Here is a 15439-nt window from a genome sequence, read left to right as displayed (position 1 = left end):
GGCGTTTGCCAGACCGCTTATTGGTCTCGCAGGTTAAACGGACGAATGTAAGGCAGTGCTTCGGTGTCCAGGGAGGTGCCCTTGGTGCCGGTACCCACGCTACCCAATCCTTTCATTTCAAACTGAATACCGAAACTGCGCTCGGCTGTGGACGTATTGTTCACGTTGTTGGGCGTATTGACCCACTCCAGGTTGAAGTTGATGCTCCAGCAGCAGGAGTCGTACTTCAGACCTACCTTGCGGTCAGACTTCACGCTCTGATTCAGCTCCTGATAGTAACCCCCGTACAGGTGCCACTGATCGTTGAGCGGGGTAGTCAACAGCAGGCCGATCTGGTTGAGGTCGGTGACCTCGTTATTGGTGTTCGGCACAAGGTTGGCATCGCGCACGAAACGATGGTTCAGCTGGCTGATCAGCTTCTCACGGCGATATTCGACGGCGCTGTTGGCAGAGCTGAAGCGGCTCTGGTCCACATCATATTGCGCGCCGGCATGGGCAAACCACTGCTCGTTGATCTTGGCATCCCCCTCGAAGGAGAGCGGAGAACGGGTATTGGTTGTCAGAGCATCGCTGGGGTAGAGCTTGACCCTGGGCGCAACAAAATCGAAAGCTTGGGCAACGGCCAGCCGAATTCGTTCATCACCAGCGTCATCATATACCCGGCTGGTGACACCGACTGACAGGCGGTTGGAGTCGCTGATGCGATCCAGACCGGCGTAGCGGCGATCGCTGAACAGGCTGTAGTAGTCCTGGCGCATGTTGGTGGAGTCATAGACACCTATGTTGTCCTGATCCTTGTAGGGCACATAGAGGTACTGGAACTCCGGCTCTAGGGTCTGGTTGGCATCGCCGCCGAACCAGTTCTGGTTGCGCTCGAAGGTCATGCCGCCCTTGAGACGGAAGGAGGGCAGGGTGCGGGTGATGATCCCTTCGTCCAGAGTGACGTTTTCTTGTTTGCCTGTTCCTGTGTTAACACCTTTGGAGCTGGGATCAAATTTGTCACGGAAGGCTTGGCTCATGTTGTCCGGCACTTCCTGATCGTAACGGGTGTACATCAGCTTGTACTGGCTGTCGAGGTAGTAACCGGCCTCGTCAATGAGCGGCATGGTCAGGGTCGGGGCCGTGTAGACCCGGGTGCCGGTGTAGGCGCCGCCCTTGTTCTGCTCGATTGCCTGGGCATTGTTGTAACCGAACTTGGTGATCTCGGTGTTCCAGGCGAGATCGTACCAGCTGCCTTGCTGGTAATAGTTGTGGTCGATGCGCGGCATCAGCTCGTGGGGCTGCTGGGCGCTGGCCAGCAGGATCTGGTATGTGCGCACCTCGGTGTTGATGTTCCAGTTGGGCTGGAAGTAACCGGCCATCAGGGACTGCTGCAACTGGTTGTCGACCTGGGTGCCCACCTTGGGGGAGAAGTCGTTGAAGTAGTTGTAATCCCGATCCCGCACCTTGGTGTAGTCCACCGAGACCCGCATCGCATTGTCCATGAACATGGAGGTATGACGGGCGTTCAACAGGTAGCGATGACCATCGGAGAGGTAATCGTTGAGACTCGGCGTCTCGTCGTACTGCTTGTCGTTGGCCAGGTTCTCGAAATAGAGGCTGCCGACATGGGCCGGATCCGGCATGTAGCGGAACTCGACCTGCTCCATCAGGCCCCGTCTGTCCATGAAGCGGGAGGTGATGGTGGCATCGTAGTTGGGGGCTATGTTCCAGTAGAACGGCTGGGTGATGTCCATGCCGTTCTTGGAGCTCTGGGTATAACCCGGGTAGAGCAGGCCCGTCTTGCGTTCATCCTTGATGGGGAAGTTGATGTACGGGAAGTAGAACACCGGGTAGTCGTAGAGCCAGAGACTGGCGTTCCAGGCCTCCCCGAACACCTCGGTCTGATCGATGTCGATGCTGCCCGCCTTCAGGGTCCACACTTCCTGACCCGGTGGGCAGGTGGTGTACTGGGCCCCTTCCAGGGTGATGTTCTGGTTGTTGTTGGTCATGGTGACCCGGTCGGCTGAGCCGCGCACTGGCGAGCCATGCACCTGATACTTGCCCTCTTCCAGCTCGGAGTTCTTGGTATCCAGGTTGGATTTCAGGGTCTTGTCGCTGGTGACCGTGATCTGGCCATCGTTGTAGTAGATGTTGCCGATGGCGATGACGTCCCGGCTCTTCTGATCGAGCTCGGCGTAGTCGGAATCGAACTTGCGTACGCCCTGGCGCACCTTGACGTCACCCTGGTAGACGGCGGTGCCGCCCTGCTTGGCTTCGAGCCGATCGGCATCCACTTCCACGGGTTGGGCGTTGGCGTCCTTGCCGGGCGCCAGCTTCTCAATCTTGGGGACATAGTCATAGCAGAGCCCGTCCAGGATCCCGGTGGCGGGCGGCGGCGTCAGCGGTGCCGCCTGCACGATGGCCGGGGTCAGGGCTGGAACAAGGCTGATGGTCAGGGCGATGGGATAGGAGTATCCCAGTGTCCGTTTTGTCATGTGAAAGACTCGCGCAATCCGTGGTAGCTACGGCTGATTCAAGACATGCATTTTACGACAGGATTCATCGAGTTGACATTGCATGTCATTGCTTTATGTTAGCCGGCAATGATAAAGCATTATTGCGGCCAGGGCTAACAGCCAAGTGCTGCTTTCCAATTTGGTCCCCGACTTATGCACGATCGCGATTCCCTCTTGTTGCACTGGGCGCGCCGGATTTCCGGTGATGCCAGCCTGCAGTTGACCCTCATTTCCGGTGACGCCAGTTTTCGCCGCTACCACCGTGGCGGTGGCCTGATCTGGGTGGATGCCAATCCTAAAACCGAAAAAAATCATGAGTTTGTCCGCAATGCCTCGGCACTGCATGCCGGTGGTCTGCTGGCCCCCGAGGTGCGGGCGGTGGACTACGAGCAAGGGCTGCTGGCGGTGGCCGATCTGGGGGACACCCAGCTTATCGGCTGCCTGAACGCAGACAACGTGCTGGCCTGGTACGGCAAGGCCATCGCGCTGTTGCCCCGTCTCGGCGCAGTTGAACTGGACCTTGAGCCTTTTGATTCCGCCTTTATGGCGCGGGAGAACAGCATTTTCCCCGAGTGGCTGTTGGGTCACCATCTGCAACTGGCCCTGAGCGATGAAGAGCAGCAGTTGCTGGCCGAGACCTTCGCCTGCCTCACCGAGAACAACCTGGCCCAGCCGCAGGGGGTGATGCACCGGGATTTTCACAGCCGCAACCTGATGGTCTGCGGTGGCGAGACCCCGGCCGACAGCCGGCTGGCGGTCATCGACTTCCAGGACATGGTCATAGGCCCGCTCAGTTATGACCTGGTCTCGCTGCTGAAAGACTGTTACGTGCGCTGGCCGGACGCGGTGATCGAGCAGGGTATGCGGCTCGGGTTTGACACCCTGCAGCAGGCCAAGCTGTTGGGCGAGCTCGATTACGCCGCGTTTCGTCGCGCAGCTGATCTCACCGGCATGCAGCGCCACCTCAAGGCGGCGGGTATCTTCACCCGTCTCTACCACCGCGATGGCAAGTCCGGCTACCTCAAGGACATTCCCCGCACCCTCGGCTACGTGGTGGATGTCTGCCACAGCCATGGCGCGAGCTACCCGGTGCTGGCCCGCTTCGGCCAATGGCTGGCGCAGGTGGTGCTGCCCGGGCTGGCCCGCAGCGGAGTTGCGTCATGAAGGCGATGATCCTGGCCGCCGGTCGCGGCGAGCGGATGCGCCCGCTGACCGATAGCCTGCCCAAGCCGCTGCTGGCGGTGGGGGGCAAGCCGCTCATCGTGCACCATATCGACAAGCTCAGGGATGCCGGTGTGACCGACCTGGTCATCAACCACGCCTGGCTCGGCCACAAGCTGGTAGAGGCCCTCGGCGATGGCCGTCAGTTCGGAGTCGACATTCAATGGTCGGCGGAGGAGAGCGCGCTGGAGACCGCCGGCGGCATCGTGCAGGCGCTGCCGCTGCTGGGGGATGAGCCGTTTCTGGTGATCAACGGCGATACCTGGCTCGATCTGGACTATCGCACTCTGGTGACCCAGCCGCTGGGCACGGATCTGGCCCACCTCTGGCTGGTGCCCAACCCGCCGCAACATCCGGCGGGGGACTTTGCGCTGCAGGCGGGCAAGGTGGTCGATAGCCCGGCGCTGACCTTCAGCGGAGTCGGACTCTATGATCCCGCCGCCTTTGCCGGACTCACGCCGGGGGCGCGCAAGCTGGCGCCCCTGCTGCGGGAGTGGATGGCACAAGGCCGGGTGGGCGGCAGCCTGCTGGCCGGCGAGTGGCGCGACATCGGCACGGTGGCACGGCTGCAGGCGCTGGACGAACAGTTGCAAGGACGCACTCATTAATTTCACGAGGTCTTGAACCATGCGTATTTGGGGTAAGGTGCTTGGCGCCTTCTTCGGTTTTCTGCTCGGCAATATCTTCGGTGCCTTGCTGGGCCTCTGGATCGGCCACCGTTTCGACCGTGGCATGGGCTTGAATTTTCGCCGTGCGCCCACCCAGCAGCAACAGGCGGTCTTCTTCCACGCCACCTTCGCCGTCATGGGTCACATCGCCAAGGCGAGCGGCCAGGTCACCGAGCAGGAGATCCGGGTTGCCTCCAACCTGATGGATCGGATGCGGCTGGCAGGTGAACAGCGTGCTCGCGCCCAGGAGTCGTTCCGCCAGGGCAAGGAGGCGGACTTCCCACTGCGGGAGACCCTGGCCGAGTTTCGCCGTGCCAGCCAGGGCCAGCGCGATATTCTGCGCTTCTTCCTCGAGGTGCAGCTGCAGGCCGCCTTCGCCGATGGCAAGGTCGAGGCCAACGAGCGCGCCATCCTGCACACCATCGCCGACGAGCTGGGTTTCAGCCGCATCGAGCTGGCCCGTATTCTGGCGATGGCCGAGGCGCAGATGAACTTCTTCAACCGGGCGCACGGTGGCCAGTATCAGGATGGCGGGCACGGCGGGCAGCAGTATCGGCAGGAGGCCCCCTCCCGTGATCGGCTCAAGGATGCCTACCAGCTGCTGGGGGTGAGCGAGAGCGACAGCGATCAGGAGATCAAGCGCGCCTACCGCAAGGAGATGAGCAAGCATCACCCGGACAAGCTGGCCGCCAAGGGCTTGCCGCCGGAGATGATGGAGATGGCCAAGGAGAAGACCCAGGAGATCCAGCAGGCCTGGGAGTGGATCCGCGAGGCGCGTGGCATTCGCTGAGCGCCCCTTCATCAGCCATAAAAAAATGCCCGTCGCTGACGGGCATTTTTGTTTGCACAGTATTTGTGCGTCGCGGCTTAGTGGCTGTCGACCCAGACGAACTTGAGCACGAACAGCAGGGCCACCACCAGCACGCAGGGGCTGATCTCGCGCCAGCGGCCGGTGCCCGCCTTCATCACGCAGTAGGAGATGAAGCCGACGGCGATCCCCTCGGTGATGGAGAAGCTGAACGGCATCATGACGGCGGTCATGAAGGCCGGCACCGCTTCGGTCAGGTCTTCCCACTTCACCCGGGTCAGTTCGGAGCACATCAGCACGCCCACGTAGATGAGGGCGCCGGCTGCGGCGTAGGCCGGCACCATGGCAGCCACCGGAGAGAAGAAGATCGCCAGCAGGAACAGCAGGCCGACCACGATGGCGGTGAGGCCGGTACGGCCGCCGACGGCGACGCCGGAGCTGCTCTCGATGAAGGCGGTGACCGAGGAGGTGCCCATGAAGGCGCCGCCGACCGAGCTGGCGCTATCCACCAGCAGGGCCTGCTTCATGCGTGGGAAGTGACCCTTGTCATCGGCCAGCTTGGCGCGGTTGGTAACGCCGATCAGGGTGCCGGAGGAGTCGAACAGGTTGACCAGCATGAAGGAGAAGATGATCCCGGCCAGGCTGATGTCGAGCGAACCCATCAGGTCCAGCTGACCGAACACCGGCTCAATGCTGGGGGGCATGGAGACGAAGCCCTTGAAGGTGACGTCGCCAAACAGCCAGCCCAGGGTGGTGGTCACCACGATGGCGATCAGCACGGCGGAGTGGACGCCGCGGGCGGAGAAGATGCAGATCAGGAAGAAACCGAGCAGCCCCAGCAGGCAGGGCAGGGAGGTGAGGTTGCCCACCGTCACCATGGTCGCGGGGCTGGCGACCACGATGCCGGCGTTGTGCAGGCCGAGCAGGGCGATCAGCAGACCGATGCCGGCGGTGATGCCGACCCGCAGGGTGAGCGGAATGTTGGCGATGAGCCAGTAGCGCACCCGCAGCAGGGTGAGGATCAGCAGGCCCATGGCCCCCCAGAAGATGGTGCCCATGCCCACTTGCCAGGAGTAGCCCATGCCCGCAACTACTACGAAGGCGAAGAAGGCGTTGAGGCCCATGGCCGGGGCCAACGCGATGGGCAGGTTGGCGAGCAGACCCATCAGGATGCTGCCGATGCCGGCGATGAGGCAGGTGGTGACGAACACGGCCTGGGTGTCCATGCCGGCCGCAGAGAGGATCTGCGGGTTGACGAAGACGATGTAGACCATGGTCAGGAAGGTGGTGATGCCGGCGATCACTTCGGTGCGGGCGTTGGTGCCATGGCCCTTGAGGGCAAACAGACGCTCAAGCAATCCTTGCCCGGCGGCCTGTGCGGGGGCCTGGTGTGGTTGATTCATGTTGGATTCCAATAGGTGACGTGAAATAAGCAGCAGGCGAGGAGCCGGTCCCATCCATGCGGGCGTGACGCCCTGTTTCTGGTGGTTAAACAACCAGACTCGTCCTGATACCGTGACAGCGCGCACATTTTTACACAGGCGGCGCCGTTTACAAACCCCGGATCTGCGAGGCGGATCAATGAATAGAGCAAAAATTCAAACGTTTGCCTTGCCGAAAATAAAAAAGGTTCTCGCTGGAGAACCTTTTGCGTGGGCAGCGACCCATCAGAGGGTCTTGAAGTAGCGCTCCACCAGTTGGGCCAGCACGGAGTCGAGGGTCTCCTGCACTTCCCCCAGCTCCCGCCCCAGGCGGCGCAGAAACAGGCTGGCCTGCTCCTCGGTCAGCTTGCGGCCGTCGATGAAAAATTCCTGCTCCGGCAGCTGTTTGTCATAGCGGGGCAGCAGGGTCCAGTTCACCAGCTCGGGCTCCACGGCGGCGAAGATCTTGGCGGCGGCGGTGCAGAAGGTCTCGATGTGCGCCTTGCCGTCCGGCCCGAGGCAGCCGGGCTCGACCCGGATCTGGATGGTCAGTTTCTTCTCTGTGGGCTGGGTCGTCATCTTGCTACATCCATGCATAAGGTATCCGTCTTGGATTGTAAGCGATCGGGCACAAGAAAGGGGAGCCTGGGCTCCCCTTGTGGCATGTGCCGGTGTACTTGGCGATGTGCTTGTCGTGGTGGGAACGGTGGGGCTGATGCAGCAGCCGCACTTGTTTACCCTGTTACTTGGCGATGCGCTTGTATTTGGCGCGATGCGGCTGGATGGCCTCGGCGCCGTAGGTCTTCTTCTTCCACTCTTCGTATTCGGTGAAGTTGCCCTCGAAGAAGGCGATCTTGCCCTCGTCCTGGTAGTCCAGGATGTGGGTGGCGATGCGGTCGAGGAACCAGCGGTCGTGGGAGATGACCATGGCGCAACCCGGGAACTCCAGCAGGGCGTTCTCGAGGGCGCGCAGGGTTTCGATGTCCAGATCGTTGGTCGGTTCATCCAGCAGCAGCACGTTGCCGCCGGTCTGCAGCAGCTTGGCCAGGTGCAGACGGCCGCGTTCACCACCGGACAGCTCGCCGACCCGCTTCTGCTGATCGGCGCCCTTGAAGTTGAAGCGGCCGATGTAGGCGCGGCTCGGGAACTCGTAGTTGCCGATGCGCAGGATGTCCTGGCCGTCGGCCACTTCCTCGAAGACCGTCTTCTTGTCGTTCATGCTGTCGCGGAACTGATCCACCGAGGCCAGCACCACGGTCTCACCCAGGGTGATGGAACCGGAGTCCGGCTGCTCCTGACCCGACATCATGCGGAACAGGGTCGATTTACCGGCCCCGTTCGGACCGATGATGCCGACGATGGCCCCCTTCGGAATGGAGAAGGAGAGGTCGTCTATCAGCTGGCGGTCGCCGTAGGACTTGCAGAGGTTGGCCACCTCCACCACCTTGTCGCCGAGGCGCGGTCCGGGCGGAATGAACAGCTCGTTGGTCTCGTTGCGCTTCTGGTAGTCGTTGGTGTTGAGCTCTTCGAAGCGAGCCATACGGGCCTTGGACTTGGCCTGACGGCCTTTCGGGTTCTGGCGAACCCACTCCAGCTCTTTCTCGATGGACTTGCGACGAGCCGCTTCCGTGCTGGCTTCCTGTGCCAGACGGGCATCTTTTTGCTCCAGCCAGGAGGAGTAGTTACCCTCCCACGGGATGCCTTCGCCGCGGTCCAGCTCCAGGATCCAGCCGGCCACGTTGTCGAGGAAGTAACGGTCGTGGGTGATGGCCACGACGGTGCCCTCGTAGTCGTGCAGGAAGCGCTCCAGCCAGGCCACGGATTCCGCATCCAGGTGGTTGGTCGGTTCGTCCAGCAGCAGCATGTCCGGTTTTTCCAGCAGCAGGCGGCACAGCGCCACCCGGCGGCGCTCACCACCGGAGAGGTGCTTGATCTGGGCATCCCAGGCCGGCAGGCGCAGGGCGTCGGCCGCGCGCTCCAGCTGGTTTTCCATGTTGTGGCCGCCCTGGGCCTGGATGATGGCTTCCAGCTCGCCCTGTTCGCGGGCCAGCTTGTCGAAATCCGCATCCGGGTCGGCGTAGGCCGCATAGACCTCGTCCAGCCGGGCCATGGCGCGTTTCACCTCGCCGACCGCCTCTTCGACTGCTTCACGCACGGTCTGCTCCGGATCCAGCTTCGGCTCCTGCGGCAGGTAGCCGATCTTGATGCCGGGCTGCGGACGGGCTTCCCCTTCGATCTCGGTATCGATGCCTGCCATGATGCGCAGCAGGGTCGATTTACCGGCGCCGTTCAGACCCAACACGCCGATCTTGGCGCCCGGGAAGAAGGAGAGGGAGATGTTCTTGAGAATATGACGCTTGGGCGGCACTACCTTGCCGACCCTGTTCATGGTGTAAATAAATTGAGCCATTGGCTAATTCTCTTCCTTTTCAGCAGGTTAATGTCTTAGCACTAACAGACTGATGTCGTGGTGGGGCCAGGTCGACGCGGGTCAACCGGGTTCCAAAAAACCCGTCGATTGTAAACCAATGGGCGAGGGGGGGCAAAGGTGGCACCCGGCCGGCCATCCCCTTTGCCGGGGCCATCACAGCCTGCTGCAACGGGCCGCCAAACTTGGCATGATGAAGGCCCAGTTTGCCCCGGAGTTTGCATGACCAGCCTGCCCTCAGCCCCGCCTCTGTCGGCCACCCTCGCCGCCATGGGGTTGGCACCCGCCATCGGTGAGCCGCTTGCCGCCCGCCTGCCCCGTTTGACCTTGGTGCCGGGTCAGCCGCTGCTGGCCCAGGGGGCAATGCAGGAGTCGGCTTTCTATATCGAGCGGGGCATCGCCCGTGCCTGCCACTACAATCGGGACGGGCAGGAGCGCTGCAAGGAGTTCTACTTCGAAGGGGAGCTCTGTCTGCTCTACGACAGCTGGCTCACCGGGTCGCCTGCCCGCTATCAGCTGGAGGCCGTCACGGCGCTGCAGTTGGTGCGGGTACCGCTCGCCCTGCTGGATGAGCCCGCCTGGCAACCGGTCTGCATGGCCCTGCTGCGCCAGCAGTTGTGCTACAAGGAGCGCAAGGAGGCCTTCTTGCTGCTCCACTCCCCCGAAGAGCGCTACCGGGAGCTCTGCCGCACCTTCCCCCACTGGCCGGCGCGGCTCACTCAGGTGCAGCTTGCCAACTACATCGGCATCAGCCCGGTCACCCTGTCGCGGATCCGCCGGCGCATTAACACGGGTTAATGCCGCGCCTTGCCCATTCCCGCCATGCTGGGCCCCTCGAACAAGCCTGGAGTGGGGATGATGTCGCTGTTTTTGTGGTCACAACTGGTGGTGAGCCTGGCGCTGCTGCTGGATCTGCTGTCGTTTCAGCTGCGGACGCGCCGGGCCATTCTGGCCTGCCTGGCGCTCTCCTGCGCCCTCAATGGCGCCCATTTCGCGCTGCTGGAGCAAGCGTCGGCCGCCCTGCTGCTCTGGCTGGCGAGCCTGCGCTTCGTGGTCAGCATGCTGGCCACGCACCGCCTCTTGATGTGGCTCTTTATGGGGTTGTCCTGCCTCGCCGTGCTTGCCACCTACCAGGGACCGCTCGCCCTGCTGGGATTGCTGGCCAGTCTGCTGCAGACCCGGGCTGCGTTTTGCCCGGATGATCGCCTGCTGCGGCGCTGGATGCTGCTGGGTACCCTCTGTTGGCTGGCCAACAACCTGCTGGTGGGGTCGCCGGTGGCGGCGCTGATGGAGGGGCTGTTTCTGGTCAGCAATCTGGTGGGCTACTACCGCCACTATGGGCGCAGGGCATGTCCGGGGAGTTGATATCGGAGGCGGGAGAAACCGTGGGCCAAGTCCCGCCTGATAGGGATGACCAAGAAAAGAAGCCGCCATAGTGGCGGCCTCTCTGGCTCATCAGGCTTTGTTGAAGCCGTTGATGAGCGCTTTTGCGTAATCGATGACGAACTGCTGGCAGTGGATGGCGGTCTGCGGATCGAACTCCTCGCCGTGCAGATCGGTGTTGGAGAGCACCCGGATCCCGACGAAGGGCACCTTGTAGGCCTCTGCCACCAGGGCGGCGGAGGAGGTTTCCATCTCTTCTGCGGCGGTCTGGTAGGTCTGGTGCAGCCAGTTGATGCGGGCGACCTGGCGGTTCCACTCGTCGGCGGTGCCAATGATGCCGGGGACCACCCGACCGTGACGATAACGGTCGGCCATGCCGAGGGCGCGGCCTACCAGCTCTGGGTCGCCGGCAAAGGCGTTGTGTTCCACCAGCTTGCCGTTGTCACGCAGGCGCATGGTGACCTCGAAGTTGTGCCATTTGCTCGGGTCAACGCCCTGCTCGGCTGGCGTCAGGTCACTGCGGTAGGCCCCCATGTTGAAGCTCTTGGTGCCGATGACGATGTCACCCCGGTGCAGCGCCGGATCGTGGCCGCCCGCCGTGCCCTGATTGATGACGAGGCGCGGCTGGAAGCGCTCCATGGCGAGGGTGGTGGCCGCGGCGGCATTGGCCAGTCCCACCTCGGTGCGGGAGACGACCACCGGATAACCCGAGAGGGTGCCCTGCCAGTAGGTCCACGCCCCCACGGTCAGCTCCTGCTTGTCCTTGAGGACGGCCACCAGGGTCTCGACTTCGACATCCATCGCCCCCTGGATCAGGATGGGGGCGGGGGCCGGATTGGCCGCCACGACGGCGGAGGAGAAGAGGGCAAACAGGGTGAGCAGGCGCGAGCAGCGTTTAATGAAATTCATGGATTACCTGTAGAACGTGCGAGAAAGCGCCGGATCCTACCGAAAGGAAAACGGTTGCGCAAATGCGGGTGTGATTTTTGTCAATAGCGGGCCTGCAGGGATCCGGGTTCAGGGCTGCTTGTGGCCGGCGAAGTAGAGCACCCGCCGCACATATTGCTGGGTCTCCTGATAGGGGGGGATGCCGCCATACTGCTCCACCGATTTTTCGCCGGCGTTGTAGGCTGCCGACATCAGGGTCCAGTTGCCGTCGAAGTGGGTGTGCAGCCACTTGAGGTAGGCCACGCCTCCCTTGATGTTCTGCTCCGGATCGAAGGGACGGGTCACCCCGAAGCGCTGCTGGGTCTCGGGAATGAGCTGCATCAGCCCCTGGGCATTCTTGGGGGAGACGGCGCGGCTGTCGAGGTTGGATTCGGCGATGGCGATGGCCAGCACCAGCCGCTCGTCGATGCGGTGGCGCTTGGCGGCGTGGCGCAGCATGGTGGCCAGCTTCTGCTTGGCGGGCGACTGGCGGGCCAGATAGGCCTCCAGATTGAAGGGGGTGGTGGGGATGGCGGCGAAGTAACCGCCGGATCCGCCGACGCCGCTGCCGCACTGATCCCCCATCACGGCATTGCCGACCCGGCTGTTGTAGTAACGGGCTGCCTGCTGGTTGCCAAGGCGGATCGCCATGGCCAGGTAGGCGTTGGCCATGCGGGGGTTGCGAACCGAGCCTGGGCCGGTGGCGAGCAGGCGGCCGATGCGAAAATACCCTTCCGGGTTACCCGTGGTGGCAGCGGCACAGTAGAAGTGGATGGCCTGGGTCAGGTTGCCCTGACTCTGTGCCTGTTGACCTTTCTTCAGTGCGCTGAGCGCCTTGGGCGCCTGTCTGAAATCCCTGCTTTGCGCCGCTGCCTGCCCGGTGCCGGCCAGCAACAGCGATAAAAAAAGCAGCAAAAACAGCCTGTTTTCGCTGGAACTCGACATGGATTCTCTCCTGTTGGGGTACAGAAGATATAGGGGAACATGGCCTGTTCCGCCATTAATCCAGTGGATCCTGTTGTTATGGTTCAGAGCATCCAGAGATCAAAACGGTATGGAACCAATGACCGAGGCTGATACGGCAGGGGTTGGCGACGGCTCATAAGGGTCGCCGCCAACAAAGGGGTTGCTAGATAAGCTGCCCCTGGCCAGGCTCGCCACCATCGGCACCATCGGCACCATCGGCACCATCGGCACCATCGGCACCATCGGCACCATCGGCACCATCGGCACCATCGGCACCATCGGCACCATCGGCACCATCGGCACCATCGATACCGTCAGCGCCATCAATACCATCAGCACCCTCCATGCCGTCGGTACCGGCACTGCCATCACTGCCCGGTTCAGGGAGCCACTGGCCATTGTTCGCCGGCGGACAGTCATCACCGGCCGGGCAGGGCGTGCGGGCCTGCAGCGGGGCGCCGTGCAGGCAGCCAAGCAGCAACAGCAGAGAGTAGAGGGTACGAGTCGGTTTCATGGAATTGACCAGGTATGAACAAAGAGAGAGGAAGAGAGGGCCTTGCTGGCTCCTCAGACGTCGAGGTGATAGGGCTGCTCGTCCGGTTCGGTGGCGGGCAGCTGGCGATACATCAGGCGAATTTCGCTCACTACCCAGAGCGAGAGCAGGCCGAGCAGGCTCAGCAGCGGCGCCAGGGTGTGGCTCTGTTGCAGTCCGTAGGCAGACAGGGCGGCGCCCAGCAACAGCAGAATACGGATCATGAGGTGACTCCTTCTCATCATGGTGAGGGCGCGGATGCGTGCCCGTGTGGCACCAAGTGTGGCCAGTATACCCCAGCCGGTGCCCGGCAAACCGCCATCCGCTTCACATCCTAAGGGCTGAGGTGGAGGTAGTGAAGCGCCATCCACTTCAGATTTTCATCCTAAGGGCGGAGGTGGAGGCAGTGAAGCGCCATCCGCTTCACATCCCCATCCTAAGGGCGGAGGTAGTTAAGCGCCATCCGATTAACTCATCAATCTGCGGTCGGCCGGTTCATCTGCGCGCTCATGGTGTCGATGAAGTGGCGGATCGCCACCGCGGCCGGCTGGCCGTCGCCGGGCGGGGCATAAAGCACGCAGAGATCGGCGGGGATCGCCTGCTCGAGCCGGATGAAGCGCACGTGGGGCCACTTCTGGCGGGCGTAGCTGGCCGGCACCAGCGCCACCTGCAGGCTGGTGGCCACCACCGCCATCAGGGTGTTGGGTTCAACCACCTCCTGGTTGAGATGGGGGTAGAAGCCCTCCACCAGACAGGCGTTGATGATGAGATCGGTAGAGGAGGAGTTGGCGCGGCTCATCAGCACGAACGGCTCCCCCGCCAGCTCGGGCAGGGAGACCAGCTTGCGATCCCGCAGCGGATGCTCGTCCGACACCACCAGCACCATGGACTCGCGATAGATGGTCTCGGCCAGCAGCGGATGGATGTTGACGGTGTCGGCGAAGCGGGCGAGGCCGAGGTCTATCTCCTTGCGCGTGAGCGCCTGTTTCTGCCGCTCGGGGGAGAGCTCGGTGAAGGTGATCTCGAACTCGGGGTGGCGTTGGTGACACTGGCGGATCACTTCGCCAAAGCCGGCCCAGAAGATGGAGCTGACCAGCCCGATGCGGATCTGGTTGCGCTCCATGCGCCCCGCCTGCACCACCCGGTTGAGGCCGCTTTCCAGCACGTCGAACAGCAGGGCGCACTCGGCCTGCAGCAGCCGGCCGGTGGCGGTGAGGCTCACCTGGCGGGTGTGGCGCTCGAACAGCGCCAGCCCCAGCAGGGACTCGAGTTCCTTGATCTGGGCGCTGAGCGGCGACTTGGAGACATTGAGCTGCAGGGCGGCCCGGCTGAAGTGTCCCTGGCTGGCCACCGCATGGAAGTAGCGCAGCATCTTGAGGGTGACGCGATCGCGCCAGTGACTGTCGAGGGCCAAGCGACCTCCTTCGGTGGCTGATTGAGGACCGGGTGCGATCCCCGTCAAAGTTTGCGCGACCGGTGCGGGCGGCAGCAGGGCCGCTGCGCGGCGGATGGTCGATCCGGCTCACACCTTTGCCGGTCCGTTTTGACCGTACCGGGGCTGGTTGGCGGCAAAACGGGGCCAATCAGCGCCATTCATGCCGCTTCCTTTGGTTTTCAGCCATCTCCCGGCAGGAAATTGTGCTGAAAATCAGGATAGTCAGGCCGATTTTAGCGATTTTTATCGCCCAATACCTCCCCTAGAGTGAGCGCCATGTCCCATTTACAGCCTCAAGAGGTGCAGCTCATGCAACAAGATCCGGTACTCAACGCCGTCGCCACCATTCTCGCCCGCAAGCCGGGTTTCGCCCCCCGCGCCGCCATGATCCTGGGCTCCGGCCTCGGTGTGCTGGCCGATGCGCTGGAGGAGAAGGTCACCATTCCCTACGAGGAGCTGGACGGCTTCCCGGTCAGCACGGTGGCCGGCCACAGCGGCGAGCTGGTGCTCGGCAAGCTGCACGGGGTGGATGTGGTCTGCATGAAGGGGCGCGGCCACTACTACGAACACGAAACCATGAAGGTGATGACCACCCCGGTGCGCACCTTCAAGCGGTTGGGCTGCGAGCTGCTGCTGGTGACCAATGCGGCCGGCTCGCTGCGCCCGGAGCGGATCGGGGTCGGCTCCCTGGTCATCTTCAACGATCACATCAACACCATGCCGGGCACCCCCATGACGGGCGCCAATGACGAGGCCTACGGCCCGCGCTTCTTCAGCCTGGCCAATGCCTATGACAAGGGGTTGCGCGGCGAGGCGCTGGCGCTGGCCGAGCGGGAGGGGATCGCCGTCAATCAGGGGGTGTTTGTCTCCTACAGCGGCCCCTGCTTCGAGACCGCGGCCGAGATCCGCATGATGCAGATCATCGGTGGCGACGTGGTGGGGATGTCGGTGGTGCCCGAGGTAGTCAGCGCCGCCCACTGCGGCCTGCCGGTGCTGGCCATCTGCGCCATCACCAACATGGCGGAGGGGCTTGGCGACGTACAGCTCTCCCACGAGCAGACCCTCAAGTGCGCCAAGCTGGCGGAAACGGACTTCATCCGCCTCATCAACGCTTTTATCAAGCACCACTTCCAGTAAGCAGGGAACGACCAG

15 protein-coding genes are annotated in these 15439 nt (G+C 62.8%); 7 read left to right on the top strand and 8 right to left on the bottom strand.

Going from position 1 to position 15439, the window contains the following annotated elements; translation table 11 throughout:
• Positions 1-17: 17 nt before the first annotated feature.
• Positions 18-2477 (bottom strand): LPS assembly protein LptD, encoded by a 2460-nt coding sequence (lptD, locus tag ACB032_RS17125; protein ID WP_371138399.1) that lies wholly within the window; start codon positions 2475-2477, stop codon positions 18-20.
• A 174-nt stretch (positions 2478-2651) separates the two neighbouring features.
• On the opposite strand from lptD, the gene ACB032_RS17120 reads away from it, so the two are divergent.
• From ACB032_RS17120 to djlA, 3 genes are read left to right on the top strand one after another with little or no spacing between them, the layout of a single operon-like run.
• A complete protein-coding gene (locus ACB032_RS17120; RefSeq protein ID WP_371138398.1) occupies positions 2652-3662 on the top strand; it encodes an aminoglycoside phosphotransferase family protein in 1011 nt (336 codons plus the stop codon).
• Positions 3659-4327, top strand: a complete 669-nt coding sequence (murU, locus tag ACB032_RS17115; RefSeq protein ID WP_371138397.1) for an N-acetylmuramate alpha-1-phosphate uridylyltransferase MurU — start codon at positions 3659-3661, stop codon at positions 4325-4327. The genes ACB032_RS17120 and murU overlap by 4 nt, the downstream gene beginning before the upstream one ends.
• 19 nt (positions 4328-4346) lie before the next feature.
• Positions 4347-5177 carry a co-chaperone DjlA gene (djlA, locus tag ACB032_RS17110; RefSeq protein ID WP_011704885.1) on the top strand — a complete coding sequence of 277 codons (831 nt, stop codon included), beginning with the start codon at positions 4347-4349 and terminating at the stop codon, positions 5175-5177.
• A 77-nt stretch (positions 5178-5254) separates the two neighbouring features.
• Here the strand turns inward: djlA and ACB032_RS17105 are convergent, their stop codons facing one another.
• The 3 genes from ACB032_RS17105 to ettA all read right to left on the bottom strand — a co-directional run bounded on the left by ACB032_RS17105 (position 5255) and on the right by ettA (position 9026).
• Positions 5255-6598 (bottom strand): NCS2 family permease, encoded by a 1344-nt coding sequence (locus ACB032_RS17105; protein WP_371138396.1) that lies wholly within the window; start codon positions 6596-6598, stop codon positions 5255-5257.
• 264 nt (positions 6599-6862) lie between these two features.
• Positions 6863-7195 carry a hypothetical protein gene (locus ACB032_RS17100; RefSeq protein WP_017410319.1) on the bottom strand — a complete coding sequence of 111 codons (333 nt, stop codon included), beginning with the start codon at positions 7193-7195 and terminating at the stop codon, positions 6863-6865.
• A gap of 163 nt (positions 7196-7358) precedes the next feature.
• Entirely contained in the window at positions 7359-9026 is a 1668-nt protein-coding gene (gene ettA, locus ACB032_RS17095) for an energy-dependent translational throttle protein EttA (RefSeq protein WP_016349627.1), read from the bottom strand.
• A gap of 240 nt (positions 9027-9266) precedes the next feature.
• On the opposite strand from ettA, the gene ACB032_RS17090 reads away from it, so the two are divergent.
• Together ACB032_RS17090 and ACB032_RS17085 are read left to right on the top strand one after the other, a co-directional pair.
• On the top strand, positions 9267-9842 hold the full coding sequence (locus ACB032_RS17090) for a Crp/Fnr family transcriptional regulator (protein WP_371138395.1): 576 nt from the start codon (positions 9267-9269) through the stop codon (positions 9840-9842).
• Positions 9843-9899: 57 nt separating this feature from the next.
• On the top strand, positions 9900-10409 hold the full coding sequence (locus tag ACB032_RS17085; RefSeq protein WP_371138394.1) for a YgjV family protein: 510 nt from the start codon (positions 9900-9902) through the stop codon (positions 10407-10409).
• A 90-nt stretch (positions 10410-10499) separates the two neighbouring features.
• Here the strand turns inward: ACB032_RS17085 and ACB032_RS17080 are convergent, their stop codons facing one another.
• Both ACB032_RS17080 and ACB032_RS17075 read right to left on the bottom strand, forming a co-directional pair.
• Positions 10500-11336, bottom strand: coding sequence for a 5'-methylthioadenosine nucleosidase (locus ACB032_RS17080; RefSeq protein WP_371138393.1), 837 nt, complete (start codon positions 11334-11336; stop codon positions 10500-10502).
• A 108-nt stretch (positions 11337-11444) separates the two neighbouring features.
• Positions 11445-12299, bottom strand: a complete 855-nt coding sequence (locus ACB032_RS17075; RefSeq protein WP_029303826.1) for a lytic transglycosylase domain-containing protein — start codon at positions 12297-12299, stop codon at positions 11445-11447.
• A gap of 181 nt (positions 12300-12480) precedes the next feature.
• Between ACB032_RS17075 and ACB032_RS17070 the strand changes: the two genes are divergently transcribed.
• Positions 12481-12852 (top strand): hypothetical protein, encoded by a 372-nt coding sequence (locus ACB032_RS17070; RefSeq protein ID WP_371138392.1) that lies wholly within the window; start codon positions 12481-12483, stop codon positions 12850-12852.
• Between the two features lie 35 nt (positions 12853-12887).
• On the opposite strand, the gene ACB032_RS17065 is transcribed toward ACB032_RS17070, so the two are convergent.
• Positions 12888-13076: a hypothetical protein gene (locus ACB032_RS17065; RefSeq protein WP_202002196.1), complete on the bottom strand. Its 189-nt coding sequence runs from the start codon at positions 13074-13076 to the stop codon at positions 12888-12890.
• 251 nt (positions 13077-13327) lie between these two features.
• A complete protein-coding gene (locus ACB032_RS17060; RefSeq protein WP_371138391.1) occupies positions 13328-14266 on the bottom strand; it encodes a LysR family transcriptional regulator in 939 nt (312 codons plus the stop codon).
• Positions 14267-14596: 330 nt separating this feature from the next.
• Here ACB032_RS17060 and xapA point away from each other — a divergent pair, with 330 nt between their 5' ends.
• Complete coding sequence (gene xapA, locus ACB032_RS17055; RefSeq protein WP_049047680.1) at positions 14597-15424, top strand: xanthosine phosphorylase; 828 nt, start codon at positions 14597-14599, stop codon at positions 15422-15424.
• Positions 15425-15439 lie beyond the last annotated feature (15 nt).

The sequence above is a fragment of the Aeromonas sp. S5(2024) genome (assembly GCF_041403025.1).
Lineage (GTDB): Bacteria > Pseudomonadota > Gammaproteobacteria > Enterobacterales > Aeromonadaceae > Aeromonas > Aeromonas hydrophila.
Note: the sequence above shows the minus strand (reverse complement) of the source record. Positions and strands in the feature narration are given on the sequence as shown.